This window comes from Mesorhizobium sp. B2-4-19 (assembly GCF_006441315.1).
Classification (GTDB): Bacteria; Pseudomonadota; Alphaproteobacteria; order Rhizobiales; family Rhizobiaceae; genus Mesorhizobium.
This window is the reverse complement of record NZ_VFUV01000013.1, coordinates 1-13054: the sequence shown is the minus strand read 5'-3', so window position 1 is coordinate 13054 and position 13054 is coordinate 1. Positions and strand designations below refer to the sequence as shown.

Here is a 13054-nt window from a genome sequence, read left to right as displayed (position 1 = left end):
TGGAGAAGTTCCCCTCAGGCCGTTGACGTCCCGGCGCTCCGGACTAACCTTGGCGAATGGCTCTCAATCTCCTAAAACTGTGCGTCGGCTGCGACAGCGTCGAGGATCTCGAGGAATGGATCGAGTTCCGTCTCGACGAACGGCGCCGGGCCGGCGAGCCGGCCGAACACTGGCACACCACCCGCATGGTGCCGACGCGCGGCGCCGAGGTCACCGATGGCGGTTCGCTCTACTGGGTGATCAAGGGCAATGTGCAATGCCGGCAGTTGATCACCGAGATCCGGCCGTTCATTGACGACGAGGGCATCGGCCGCTGCCACCTGATGCTCGATCCGCATGTCGTGCGCACCGACTGGCAGCCGCGCCGGGCCTTCCAGGGTTGGCGCTATTTGAAACCATCGGATGCACCACCTGATCTCGGCAAAGGCAAGGCGGGACTGGTCGAGATGCCGCCGAAACTCAGGCGCGAGCTTGCCGATCTCGGCTTGCTGTAGCCCGTCGCGCGCAGGCGCCGGCTGTTTTGGCGCGGGCTTTTCTGGCCCTCCATCTTGCTTCGCACTGGACTTGCAAGCGGCGCGACAGCGCCACATCTTGAAATTCATGCGCAATGAAAAGCTGGCGAAGCCGACAAGGGTCAAAGGGCTGGAAAGCCATCCGGCGTGGCGGTTCTCGTCTTGTCCCGGTGAAAGCCATCATTCCGGCGCAGAAAAAGTGTTGGATGACATCACGCGGCTGTCCAGGTGGACAGGGCATCTGCGGGGCGGTGGGAAATGTTAGGCGCAATTATCGGTCTGGTCGCATTGCTGCTGGTGCTCCTGGGCGTAGCCTCGGCCTTCCTGCGGGCCGATCCGGCCCGGCTGGCGACCGGCATGAGAACACTGGGACCCATCCTGCTGGCGCTGGTGGGCGCCGCCGTGCTTCTGGTCGGCCGAAGCGGAATCGGCGGCGTCATGCTGTTCGCGGCGATCGGCTGGTATGCCGCCACGCGTACGAACCGGCCTGATGCCAGGCTGGCGCCGGGAAAACGCTCAACGGTGCGGACGGCAGCGCTCGAAATGGAGCTGGATCACGATACCGGTGGCCTGGAAGGGCTGGTTCTGGCCGGCCGCCACGACGGCAAGATGCTCGGCGCTATGGGCCTTGCGGAGTTGCAGCATCTCTACAGCGAACTCTCCGCCGATGCGGAGAGCCGCCAGTTGCTAGAGACGTATCTTGACGGCAGATTTCCCGTCTGGCGCAAAAACACTGAGACGAACGGTGGCGAAGGGCTGGGTGTTGCGCCAGGTCCGGGCGCCATGACTAAGGAGGAGGCCTACAAGGTCCTTGGTCTTGAAGCGGGGGCCGCCGCGGCGGATGTCCGCAAGGCGCACCGCCGCCTGATGCAGCGCCTGCACCCCGATATCGGCGGCACGTCTTTCCTGGCGGCGCGAATCAACGAAGCCAAGGACGTCTTGCTCTCCAATCACAACTAGTCTCCTTCGACGCAGAAATTTTCCGGGAGATGCTTCCACGCCGCCCTACTGCTGGACGGCGTAGCACTCGATTTTCTTCTTCTTCAAAGCGGTACAGGCCTTCCAGGCTGCGTCTTTCGAGCCAAAGCCGCCGAAACGGGCGCGGTAGTAGGTGACGCCATCCTTGTCGAACGCGACGGTGAAGCCGGAAGCGTCCGCGAGCGCCTTCGGCGCCTGCTTGCTGGTCTTGTCGAGGACGGCCTGGGCTTCCGACTGCTTCGGCGAAGAGGCGACCTGGATGGCCCAGCCCGACGGCACCGAAGCGGTGTTGACCGGATCGACGGTTGGCGTCGGCACGGCAGCCTGCGTCGGCTCGGCATAGGCGGCCACGACCTGCGCGGTGGCGACCTTGGGGGCGGAGACGATGACCGTCTTCACCTTCTTGGCCGGGGCGACCAGCGTGGGTGCTTCGGCCTGGGCATTGCTGTCGGCATCGTCGTCCTCGGCAACCGTTGCGTCGTCGGCGACGGCGTCATCGGCGCTGGCCACCGCGACCGGCTTGTCGTCCGGGGTCGGCGCGTCATGCTTGGGCAGGAGAACCTTGGCAAGGGCCTTGACCGGGTTGCTGCTGTCGGCCTTGGCGACCAGGTCGCCGCCACCGCGGGTCGAGGCCCTCGGCAGGTAGGTGTTGATCAACGATGCCATCTGGTTGTCGCGGCTGCCGCCCGACGTGCCGCCCATGACAACGGCGACGAGGCGGCGGTTGCCGTCGGCCACGGATGAGACGAGGTTGAAGCCGGAGGCACGGGTGTAGCCGGTCTTGATGCCGTCGACACCCTTGATGCGTCCGAGCAGACGGTTGTGGCCGTTGATGCGCTGGCGGCCATAGAGAAAGGAACGCTGCGAGAAGTAGCCGTAATACTGGGGAAAATGCTCCCGCAGCGCGATGCCGAGCGTCGCCATGTCGCGCGCGGTGGTGAACTGGCCGGGGTCGGGCAGGCCGTTGGCGTTGCGGAAGACAGTGCCGTTCATGCCGAGCTGCCGCGCCTTGGCGGTCATCATGCGGGCAAAAGTGGTTTCATCGCCGCCAATCATTTCACCAAGTGCGGTGGCCGAGTCGTTCGCGGACTTGGTGACGATCGACAGGATCGCGGTTTCGACGGAGACCGAACCGCCCGGCTTCACGCCGAGTTTCGTCGGCGCCTCGGCGGAGGCCTTGGCGGAAAACACGACAGGCGTGTTCCGGCTGATCTTGCCCTTCGCCATCGCTTCGAAGGTCAGATAGAGCGTCATCATCTTGGTCAGCGACGCCGGATAGCGCCTGCCGTTGGCATCCGCGGAGTAGAGCACCTTGCCCGTCTTGGCGTCCACGACGATGGCCGCCGGCCGCGCTGCCAGCGAGGAGGCAACGTCGGCGCACACGAACGTCATCGCCAGGGCGAAGACCATCATCGCTTTGAGGGGGAAGGTGGATTTGGAAACGATGCCCAACAACGCCTTACGCACTGATATTTCCCTTGAATTCTTCGTTGCGTTGGAGGCGGCAAAGGGTCCTGCCTCACTTTCAGCCAAGCTAACGGGGCAGCGTTACCAATCCGTTTATGGTAACCGCCGCGTTCACCATTTTCTTCGGGCTTGAAACGCACTTTATTTGATTTTTAGCCATTGCCTGCGCAGGCGGGCGCCGCTCGGCGGCGAAATGTTGACTTTTGTGCGGCGCACAATATACTCTAGTGCATTGCACAAGGGCGCCCCGAAGAAGGACGCCTCAACCGTCAAGGGAATCGTGAAATGACCCAGACCTATGAGGACTTCAGCAAATACGGCAAGGAATTCGCCGACACCGGTTTGAAGAGCTTCGCGTCGCTCTCCAAGGGCGCTCAGGCGATCGCCACCGAGGCCGGTGAATACACCAAGAAGAGCTTCGAAGCCGGCAGCGCGGCTTTCGAGAAGCTGTTTTCGGCCAAGTCGCTGGACAAGGCGATCGAGATCCAGTCCGAATACGCCAAGCAGTCCTACGAGGCGTTCGTTGCCGAGGCCACCAAGATCGGCGATCTCTACGCCGAACTCGCCAAGGAAGCCTACAAGCCGTTCGAATCGATCGTTGCCAAGGCGAAGTAATTTCGCCCGATAGTTTCAGATCCGGCCCCCTTTGGGCCCGAGGCAAAACCCGGTCGCGGAAACGCGGCCGGGTTTTTTCGTGCTAATTTCCGGTTTGCGGCGGCGTGGCGCTTCACGATTGCGAAAATCCGCCAAGTTTGGTCACCTAGCCATATTGTCAGCTAACCAGAAGGGCTTAAAATCGTCCATCGAACACCTACATGTTGAACTCGCATGGGGATTCGAAGAGGCAGGATTACGTGACGATCGGTTTGACTGCCATGAGACAAGTGGCGCGGATGCAAAACGGCGGCGGCGACGGCAATGAGGCCGGCCGCGGGACGGCCGTCATCACGCGCACCAAAACCAAGACCAAGAAGCCCAGCCTTTACCGGGTCCTCATCCTCAACGACGACTACACTCCCATGGAGTTCGTGGTTCACGTGCTGGAGCGTTTTTTCCAGAAGGACCGCGAAGCCGCCACACGCATCATGCTTCATGTTCACAATCATGGAGTGGGCGAGTGCGGGGTCTATACATTCGAGGTGGCCGAGACCAAAGTGTCTCAGGTCATGGATTTCGCCCGACAGAATCAGCATCCGCTGCAATGCGTGATGGAGAAGAAGTGAGGTAACATGCCGGCTTTCTCCCAAGGCCTGGAAAAGGCGCTTCACCAGGCGCTGACGCTCGCCAACGAGCGGCACCATGAATACGCAACCCTTGAACATCTGCTGCTCGCGTTGATCGACGACACCGAGGCGGCCGCCGTCATGCGCGCCTGCAACGTCGATCTCGACGAGCTGAAGCACACTGTTCTGACCTATATCGACACCGAGCTCGACAATCTGGTCACCGGCTACGACGAGGATTCCAAGCCGACCGCCGGCTTCCAGCGCGTCATCCAGCGCGCGGTGATCCATGTGCAGTCGTCGGGCCGCGAGGAAGTGTCGGGCGCCAACGTGCTCGTCGCCATCTTCGCCGAGCGCGAAAGCCACGCCGCCTATTTCCTGCAGGAACAGCAGATGACGCGCTACGACGCTGTCAACTACATCTCGCACGGCATCGCCAAGCGTCCGGGCGCATCGGAGACGCGCTCGCCGCGTGGCGCCGATGACGAGCAGGGCGGCCAGAACGGCGCCGAGCCGCAGGAGGAAGGCGGCAAGAAAAAGCAGCAGCAGGATGCGCTGACCGCTTATTGCGTCAACCTCAACAACAAGGCCAAGGCCGGCAAGATCGATCCGCTGATCGGCCGCGAGTCGGAGATCAACCGCACCATCCAGGTGCTGTGCCGCCGCTCCAAGAACAACCCGCTCTATGTCGGCGACCCAGGCGTCGGCAAGACGGCGATCGCCGAAGGCCTGGCCAAGCGCATCGTCGAGGGCGACGTTCCCGAAGTGCTGCACAACGCCACCATCTTCGCGCTCGACATGGGCACGCTGCTGGCCGGCACGCGCTACCGTGGCGATTTCGAGGAACGGCTGAAGCAGGTCGTCAAGGAACTCGAGGATTATCCGGGCGCCGTACTGTTCATCGACGAGATCCATACCGTGATCGGGGCAGGGGCCACCTCGGGCGGCGCCATGGACGCGTCGAACCTGTTGAAGCCGGCTCTGTCGTCGGGTGCGATCCGCTGCATCGGCTCGACCACCTACAAGGAATTTCGCCAGTTCTTCGAAAAGGACCGCGCTCTGGTGCGGCGCTTCCAGAAGATCGACGTCAACGAACCGACCATCGAGGATGCCATCGAGATCATGAAGGGCCTGAAGCCCTATTTCGAGGAGTTCCACAAGGTCCGCTACACGAGCGAAGCGATCAAGGCTTCGGTCGAGCTGTCGGCGCGCTACATCAACGACCGCAAGCTGCCGGACAAGGCGATCGACGTGATCGACGAGACCGGTGCTTCGCAGATGCTGGTGCCCGAAGCCAAGCGCAAGAAGACCATCGGCATCAAGGAGATCGAAGCAACGATCGCCACCATGGCGCGCATCCCGCCGAAGACGGTTTCGGCCGATGACGAGAAGGTGCTGCAGGGCCTCGACATCGAGCTGAAGCGCGTCGTCTATGGTCAGGACACCGCCATCACGGCGCTGACCTCGGCGATCAAGCTGGCCCGCGCCGGCCTCCGCGAACCGGAAAAGCCGATCGGCTCGTATCTGTTCTCGGGTCCGACCGGCGTCGGCAAGACGGAAGTGGCCAAGCAACTCGCTGCCTCGCTCGGCGTCGAGCTGATCCGCTTCGACATGTCGGAATACATGGAACGCCACACCGTTTCGCGGTTGATCGGCGCGCCTCCCGGCTATGTCGGTTTCGACCAGGGCGGCCTGCTCACCGACGGCGTCGACCAGCATCCGCACTGCGTGCTGCTGCTCGACGAGGTCGAGAAGGCGCATCCGGACCTGTTCAACATCCTGTTGCAGGTGATGGACCACGGCAAGCTGACCGACCATAACGGCAAGCAGATCGACTTCCGCAATGTCATCCTGATCATGACCACCAATGCGGGCGCATCCGATGCGCAGCGCGCGGCGATCGGTTTCGGATCGACCAAGCGCGAAGGCGACGATGTCGAGGCGATCAACCGGCTGTTCACGCCGGAATTCCGCAACCGTCTCGATGCGATCATTCCGTTCGGTTCGCTGCCGGTGCCGGTCATCCATCAGGTGGTGCAGAAGTTCGTCATGCAGCTCGAGGCGCAGCTCTCCGAGCGTGGCGTCACCTTCGACCTGTCGCCGGATGCGATCGCCTGGCTGGCCGACAAGGGCTATGACGAGCGCATGGGCGCGCGGCCGCTCGGCCGTGTGATCCAGGAGCACATCAAGAAGCCGCTGGCTGACGAGGTGCTGTTCGGCAAGCTCAAGAAGGGCGGCACGGTGCGCGTCACCGTCGAGAAGAAGGAAACCGGCGAGACCGGTCTGAAGCTCGAATCGCTGGCCGACGAGGCGCCTGTGAAGCCGAAGAAGGAAGAGCCGGAAGACGCGCCGAAGCCGCCCAAGGCCGCGGCCAAGAAGCCAGCCGCCAAGAAGGTCGTGGCGCAGAAGCCGGAGCCCAAGGGCAAGGACGGCGGCAAGCGCAGCCTGGTCCCGCAACTGCCCCGCAAGGGCTGATCGGCACGCACTCGAAAAAGCCCCGGCAACGGGGCTTTTTCATTTTGAGCAATGGGGTGGCTATGCCAGGCCAGATCGTCATCCTCAACGTGGCGCCGCGGTCGGGAAAATCAAGCATCGCTCGCGCCATTCAGGAAAGCTTCGATGGCGCATGGATGAATCTGGGCGTCGACAGCTATGCCCAGATCATACCGCCGCGACTTCGCCCGGGAATAGGGCTGCGGCCCGGCGGCGAACGTCCCGACCTCGAAGTTTTCGTGCCACGCCTTTATGCCGCCCTCTACGAATCGATCGCGGCGCATAGCCGGCTGGGGCTGAACGTCGTGACGGATGTCGGCCATCACGATGCCTATTCGGGGCCGCTCGATTGCCTGGCCGATTGCGCGCGCCGTCTTGCTGGCCTGCCGGTGCTGTTTGTCGGCGTGCGCTGTCCGATTGAAATCATCATGGAAAGGCGAGCCGCCGGTGGGACGGGCAGGGGGTATGTCACCGGCTCTTCGGACGATCCCACCCCTTTGCCCGTGCGTCTGTGGCAGGAAGCGGTGCACCGGCCGGGCGTGTATGATCTTGAGGTCGATACCTCGGTCCTCAGCCCTGAACAGTGCGCCCAAGCGATCCGCCAGCGCCTGCGTGATGGCGCCCAGCCGGGTGCGATCGAGCGGTTGGCTCGAGCCGCCAGCTAGACTTTCTCCTGCCCGCGAAACGAGTTGCGGCTCAGCTTCCCAGCGCCGCCCGTATTTTCTCGGCATTCCCGGCAAGCACTTCGGGTTTCTCCATCACGCCGCTATGCGGCTTCAACGGGATGCCGTCGAAACGCGGAATGACATGGACGTGCAAGTGATAGACGGTCTGGCCGGAGGCCGGCTCGTTGAACTGCAGGATGGTAACGCCGTCGGCATTGTGCGCCTTCTTGACTGCCCGCGCCACTTTCTGGACGACGTTGAAAAGCGGGCCGAAGGTCGACGGGTTGGCGTCGAGCAGATTGCGCGACGGGGCTTTTGGCACCACCAGCGTATGGCCGGGTCCTTGCGGCATCACATCCATGAAGGCGACGACGGCGTCGTCTTCGTAGACGCGGTGCGAGGGAATTTCTCCGCGCAGGATCTTGGCGAAGATGTTGTCGGTCTCATAGGCGGTTTCAGCCATGTCGAACACTCCGGATTGTGCCTCGCGTCCCGTGTAGCGAAGCCGTCCCGGACCGGCAAGACGATGGGACGGGCGATCGGGCGAGATCGACCATGCCAGAGGGCCTGCTACTCCTCGAGATCCTTGCGAAACGGCGTGTGTTCTTCGAGATAGCCGCTCATCCGCTCCACTTCGCGCCGCTCGCGCTGGAGATAGTCGGCAACCGCATTGCGCAAGCCGGGATGCGAAATGTAGTGGGCGGAATGCATCGTCACCGGCCGATAGCCGCGCGCCAGCTTGTGCTCTCCTTGCGCGCCCGCCTCGACCACCTTCAGCTTGCGTTCGATGGCGAAATCGATGGCCTGGTGATAACAGACCTCGAAATGCAGGAAGGGGTGATCCTCGATGCAGCCCCAGTTACGGCCGTAGAGCGCGTCCGACCCGATGAAATTGATGGCGCCGGCAATGTAGCGCCCGTTTCGCCTGGCCATCACCAGCAGGATGTCGTCGGCCATGCGTTCGCCGATCAATGAGAAGAACTGGCGGTTCAGATAGGGACGGCCCCATTTGCGGCTGCCAGTGTCCATGTAGAAGGCGAAGAAGTCGTCCCAGGCCTTTTCCGTCAGGTCCTTGCCGGTCAGCCAGTCGATGGTGATGCCATCGGCGAGCGCCTCGCGCCGTTCCTTCTTCATCGCTTTGCGCTTGCGCGAGGCAAGCGTGGCGAGAAAGTCGTCATAAGTGGAAAAGCCTTCGTTGAAGAAGTGGAATTGCTGGTCGGTGCGGTGCAGGAAACCGGCGGCCTCGAGCGTTGCGACATCGCTCTCCTGCGCGAAGGTGACATGCGCCGAGGACACGCCGAGCTTGTCGGTCACCATTTTGAGGCCGGCGGCAAGCCCGGCCTTCACCGCATCTGGATCCTCGCCCTTGCCGACCAGCAGGCGAGGGCCGGTGACCGGGGTGAACGGCACGGCGCATTGCAGTTTTGGATAATAGCGGCCGCCGGCGCGCTCGAAGGCGTCAGACCAGCCGTGGTCGAACACATATTCGCCCTGGCTGTGCGATTTGAGATAGCAGGGGACGGCGCCCAGCAGCCTGCCTTGCGCAGTCTCCAGCCGCACATGATGTCCCTGCCAGCCGGTGCGCCGCACGGCGCAGCCGGAATCTTCCAGCGCGCTTAAAAAAGCGAATGAAACGAGCGGGTTATAACCATTTTCCGCATCGCCGCGCGTGGTGCCGGCAAAGCCGTTCCACTCATCGCAGGTGAACGCGCCGATGCCTGCGGCGATGCGGATCGAATAGTCCGCATTTGCAGTTTGCCCGTCGCCATCGTCGCCCTGATCCATGAGGCTTATTTAAGCTCCATCCGGGCCGCTGCAAGTCACGTTTCAGACACCCCGCTCAAGCGACTTTGACCAGCTCGGGTTCGAATCCTTCGAATGTCATCTGATCGGCATATTTGAAGGTCAAGTCGATCGCGGGCTGATCATGCACCGTCCAGGTGATGACAGGCATTTTGAGCTTTTCACGCACGAAGCTGACGAACGGGTTCGGCAGGTCGCCGGCGGCGTAGGACGTGAAGGATAGCTCGTACGCCAGCATCGAAAAATGCGCCTCGATCAGCTGGAGGTCCTTGCCGTAGGCGGTCAAGCCAGCGGGAATGCCGGCTGCATGTTTCGGGAAATCACGGATCAGCCAGTGATCGAACGACATGATCGCCGCCTTGCCCTTGTAGCGCTTGAGCATCTTGCCGACGTGCGCCACCAGGCCTTCATCGCGGCCGGGAACGCCTTTCAGCTCGACGACCATGGGCACACGGCCGTCGACGAGGTCGAGCGCTTCCTGCAGCGTCGGCACGCGGTCGGATGTGCCGCCAACCTTGAGCGCGGTCAGTTCGGCCGCGCTGCGCTGCCAGACGAAACCGTCCTCTCCGGTCAGCCTTTTCAGGTCGTCATCATGGATGATGATAGGAACGCCATCTGAAGACAGATGCACGTCGCATTCGATGGCGTAGCCCCGTTCGGCCGCGGCAGTGAAGGCGGACAGCGTGTTTTCCCAGCGCGTCTTGTTCATATCGTGGAAGCCGCGATGGGCAACGGGCCGGGCAGTCAGCCAGGATAGGTCGGTCATGTCGGCCTTCGTTCATTCGACTTCGAAGATGGCTTCGATTTCCACTGCGGCATTAAGCGGCAGGGAGGCAGTGCCGACCGCGGAGCGGGCGTGTTTGCCGCGCTCTCCAAGGGCGGCGACCAGGAAATCGGACGCGCCGTTGGCAACCAGATGCTGCTCGACAAAGTCGGGGGCAGAGGCAACGAAGACGGTGATCTTCACCAGCCGGCTGATCTTCTCCAGGTCGCCGAGCGCGGCCTTGGCCTGCGCCAGAATGTTGATCGCGCAGTATTTCGCCGCGTCCTTGCCGCTTGCCGTGTCGACGTCGCGGCCGAGCAGGCCGCTCGCCTGCAGCTTGCCGTCCTTGAGCGGCAATTGCCCGGCGGTGAACAGCAGATTGCCCGACCTGCAATAGGGAACGTAGTTGGCGGCAGGTGCGGCGGCGACAGGAAGCGTCACGCCGAGATCGCTTAGCCGCTTTTCGATTGTTTCACTCATTGCTTTTCCCTATTGCTGGAAGGCGCCGCGCTGGCGGAGCCGAAATTGCTATTTTTGCCTCGCTTCCGCCACGACTTTTTTTAAGCTGGACCATCTTTCCCTGCGGCCTGCCATCAGCCGCGACGATCGGAGTACCCCATGCGCGCAGCGCGCCTTGCATTCCATGCCGTTCTGTTGTCGGCGGTGTTCCCGATAGTCCCCGCCTTCGCCGTCCCGGCGCTGCAGGCGCATCGCGCCGTGTATGACCTTACCCTCAAAAAGGCCTCAGACCGCTCCGGCATAACAGGCATATCCGGTCGCATGGTCTACGAATTCAACGGTTCGGCCTGCGAAGGCTATACGGTGAAATTCCGTTTCGTCACCCAGATCGTCACCAACGACAATACGCGATTGACCGACCAGCAGACGACGACTTTCGAGGATGCCGAAGGCAAGACCTTCTCCTTCGTGACCAAATCCTTTGTCGACCAGAACCTCGACAAGGAGGTCAAGGGCATCGCCACGAAAGACCAGAAGGGGCTCAAGGTCGATATCGACAAGCCCGAGAAGAACAGTCTGGAACTCGCCGCCACCCAGTTTCCGACCCAGCATTTGGTCGAACTGATCGGCAAGGCCGAAAAAGGCGAGAATTTCTACCAGACGAACCTGTTCGACGGGTCGGAGGACGCCAACAAAGTGATGGCGACCACCGTCGTCGTCGGCAAGAAGACCGAAGCCGACAAGGCCGATCCGGAGGCTCCGGCGCTGGCCAAGCTCGCCACCGACAAATACTGGCCGGTCGACATCGCCTATTTCGACGACAGTGCCCAGAACGGCGAAGAAGTGCCGGAATACCGGATCAGCTTCAAGCTGCACGAGAACGGCATCACCCGCGATCTCACCATGGACTATGGCGACTTCTCGATGACCGGTAGGCTGGTCAACCTGTCGCTGTTCGACCAGACAAAGCCTTGCCCGGTTTCGAAATAGCAGGGTTGCGCAATTGAACTGGCCGCGGCGGGCTTGATGGCGGTCTACGTCGATGCGGCGATCTGGAAATGGGCCGGCCATCGCTGGTGCCACCTGATGGCCGACGACACTGACGAGCTGCATCGTTTCGCCGCCGCGCTTGGCGTCAAGCGTTCATCCTACCAGGGGCCGCCCAAGACATCGGCTCCGCACTATGACATAACCGGCTTCGAGCGCGACCGCGCGGTGCGGCTCGGCGCCATCGAATGCAGCCGCGAGGAGATCGTCGCGATCTTCCGGCGGGTGCGGGTGCCCAATGGAAAGGCCAAGCGATGACACCAACGGCATTTCTCGCCTATTGCGCAGCCGTCACACTCGCCGCCGCCACGCCGGGGCCTGCGATGTTCACGGTCATCACCAATGGTATGTCGCGCGGTTTCCTGCGTGCCTTCATGGCCGGCGTCGGGGTCGCCGCCGGCGATGCCGTGCTGGTCACCCTGGCGCTGCTCGGCCTGGTGGCGCTGGCGCAAACCTTCGAATGGATCTTTCTCCTGCTGAAATATGCCGGGGCCGCCTACCTGATCTTTCTCGGCATCAGGATGTGGCGCGCCTCGACCGCGCAATCGAATGGGCCGCGCACGGCCGAGGCGAGATTGTCCCGGTCCTTTATCCTTGGCGCGTCTATTGCGCTGGGCAACCCCAAGGCGATCCTGTTCCACGCCTCGATCATGCCGCTGATCCTCAACCTCGACACGCTGACATTTGTCGATGGCCTGCTGGTAGTGGCCACCGTCATCAGCGTCAATGTCCTGACCATGGGGGTCTATGCGGCGCTTGCTGGCAGGGCATCTAGCTGGTTCAGGACACCGAAGCGCATGCGGCTGATGAACCGGTTTGCCGGCAGCGCCATGATCGGCACCGGAGCGCTGATTGCCGCACGCTGAGCGGTAAAACGCTGCCCCGCTGTCGGTAGCTAATCAAGTTGTCCGGTTTGGTAGCACATCATTTGTCCGCTTCAGTTTTGCGTCGAAGCGGTTCACGCAGCTCTGCCGATTGGGCAGCAGTCCTGGATGGGGGCGCCATCTGAGCAGTATGTCGCAATGCGGCGCGGCCCGTGGAAGATTGCGAGTGTGCCATCAGGGTATTGCCTGATCTTGACCGTGGCTTTGACGAAGTGATGTCGGATCGGACTTTGCGGCAGCTGCAATCGCAGCCGCGCGAAGGCGACGGTGTTGTCGCGGGCAACGACGCGCTCCTCCTCGATGCACAGGATCTGGGCCAGTTGCCGTGGGTCGGCGGCGACAAAGGCGCTGTCTTCCACCGCGGCCGGCTTGGCGAATCGGGCATTGTGAGCCGGCAGATAGGTCTGTGCGATGAAGCGGTTGGCGGCCTGGACATCGGCAATGCCGGCCAGTGCCAGCTCCTTGGGCAGCCGGTCCTGCAAGGTGGAGAACATCCGCTCGGAGCGCCCCCTGGCTTCAGGCGAATAGGCCGGGATATGCTCGATGCCCAACTGCCGCAGCGCTCGCCCGACCTGGGTCAGCCGGCTCTTGTCGACCGCCTCGCCGGCCTTGAGCGTCACGAAATAGTGGCTGCCGCGATCGGTGTAGAGGCTCGACGGCAATCCCTTGGCGACAAAGGTCTCCAGAAGTCCCTGAAAGCTCGACGCTGTGCCTTCTTCCTCGATCAGAAAGGCCGAGTAGACCGTGCTCGTGGCGTCGT

General features: G+C 62.4%; 14 protein-coding genes and 1 pseudogene. 9 read left to right on the top strand and 6 right to left on the bottom strand.

The window, feature by feature from the left end:
* The first annotated feature begins 56 nt into the window (after positions 1-56).
* Positions 57-494: a DUF1489 family protein gene (locus tag FJ546_RS20850; protein WP_140891048.1), complete on the top strand. Its 438-nt coding sequence runs from the start codon at positions 57-59 to the stop codon at positions 492-494.
* 276 nt (positions 495-770) lie between these two features.
* Positions 771-1472 carry a DnaJ domain-containing protein gene (locus FJ546_RS20845; protein WP_140891187.1) on the top strand — a complete coding sequence of 234 codons (702 nt, stop codon included), beginning with the start codon at positions 771-773 and terminating at the stop codon, positions 1470-1472.
* Positions 1473-1517: 45 nt separating this feature from the next.
* Here the strand turns inward: FJ546_RS20845 and FJ546_RS20840 are convergent, their stop codons facing one another.
* The gene (locus FJ546_RS20840; protein WP_140891047.1) at positions 1518-2957 is read right to left on the bottom strand and encodes a D-alanyl-D-alanine carboxypeptidase; all 1440 of its coding nucleotides are present in this window, start codon (positions 2955-2957) and stop codon (positions 1518-1520) included.
* Between the two features lie 285 nt (positions 2958-3242).
* On the opposite strand from FJ546_RS20840, the gene FJ546_RS20835 reads away from it, so the two are divergent.
* From FJ546_RS20835 to FJ546_RS20820, 4 genes are all read left to right on the top strand, one after another.
* Positions 3243-3572 (top strand): phasin family protein, encoded by a 330-nt coding sequence (locus tag FJ546_RS20835; protein ID WP_140891046.1) that lies wholly within the window; start codon positions 3243-3245, stop codon positions 3570-3572.
* A 278-nt stretch (positions 3573-3850) separates the two neighbouring features.
* Positions 3851-4180, top strand: coding sequence for an ATP-dependent Clp protease adapter ClpS (clpS, locus tag FJ546_RS20830; RefSeq protein ID WP_010909565.1), 330 nt, complete (start codon positions 3851-3853; stop codon positions 4178-4180).
* 6 nt (positions 4181-4186) lie between these two features.
* The gene (clpA, locus tag FJ546_RS20825; protein WP_140891045.1) at positions 4187-6655 is read left to right on the top strand and encodes an ATP-dependent Clp protease ATP-binding subunit ClpA; all 2469 of its coding nucleotides are present in this window, start codon (positions 4187-4189) and stop codon (positions 6653-6655) included.
* A gap of 62 nt (positions 6656-6717) precedes the next feature.
* Entirely contained in the window at positions 6718-7338 is a 621-nt protein-coding gene (locus FJ546_RS20820; RefSeq protein WP_140891044.1) for a chloramphenicol phosphotransferase, read from the top strand.
* A 31-nt stretch (positions 7339-7369) separates the two neighbouring features.
* On the opposite strand, the gene FJ546_RS20815 is transcribed toward FJ546_RS20820, so the two are convergent.
* From FJ546_RS20815 to FJ546_RS20800, 4 genes are all read right to left on the bottom strand, one after another.
* The gene (locus tag FJ546_RS20815) at positions 7370-7801 is read right to left on the bottom strand and encodes an HIT family protein (protein WP_095774469.1); all 432 of its coding nucleotides are present in this window, start codon (positions 7799-7801) and stop codon (positions 7370-7372) included.
* A 107-nt stretch (positions 7802-7908) separates the two neighbouring features.
* Positions 7909-9123: a GNAT family N-acetyltransferase gene (locus FJ546_RS20810; protein WP_140891043.1), complete on the bottom strand. Its 1215-nt coding sequence runs from the start codon at positions 9121-9123 to the stop codon at positions 7909-7911.
* Between the two features lie 55 nt (positions 9124-9178).
* Complete coding sequence (locus FJ546_RS20805; RefSeq protein WP_140891042.1) at positions 9179-9907, bottom strand: glycerophosphodiester phosphodiesterase; 729 nt, start codon at positions 9905-9907, stop codon at positions 9179-9181.
* Positions 9908-9919: 12 nt separating this feature from the next.
* Complete coding sequence (locus FJ546_RS20800; protein ID WP_140891041.1) at positions 9920-10384, bottom strand: RidA family protein; 465 nt, start codon at positions 10382-10384, stop codon at positions 9920-9922.
* A 138-nt stretch (positions 10385-10522) separates the two neighbouring features.
* Between FJ546_RS20800 and FJ546_RS20795 the strand changes: the two genes are divergently transcribed.
* From FJ546_RS20795 to FJ546_RS20785, 3 genes are read left to right on the top strand one after another with little or no spacing between them, the layout of a single operon-like run.
* A complete protein-coding gene (locus tag FJ546_RS20795; RefSeq protein WP_140891040.1) occupies positions 10523-11353 on the top strand; it encodes a cell envelope integrity EipB family protein in 831 nt (276 codons plus the stop codon).
* A 36-nt stretch (positions 11354-11389) separates the two neighbouring features.
* Positions 11390-11668 carry a DUF4031 domain-containing protein gene (locus FJ546_RS20790; protein WP_027044556.1) on the top strand — a complete coding sequence of 93 codons (279 nt, stop codon included), beginning with the start codon at positions 11390-11392 and terminating at the stop codon, positions 11666-11668.
* Positions 11665-12276 carry a LysE family translocator gene (locus tag FJ546_RS20785; protein ID WP_140891039.1) on the top strand — a complete coding sequence of 204 codons (612 nt, stop codon included), beginning with the start codon at positions 11665-11667 and terminating at the stop codon, positions 12274-12276. The genes FJ546_RS20790 and FJ546_RS20785 overlap by 4 nt, the downstream gene beginning before the upstream one ends.
* 92 nt (positions 12277-12368) lie before the next feature.
* On the opposite strand, the pseudogene FJ546_RS31285 reads toward FJ546_RS20785, so the two are convergent.
* A pseudogene (locus tag FJ546_RS31285) lies at positions 12369-13054 on the bottom strand (hypothetical protein); the annotation flags it as partial.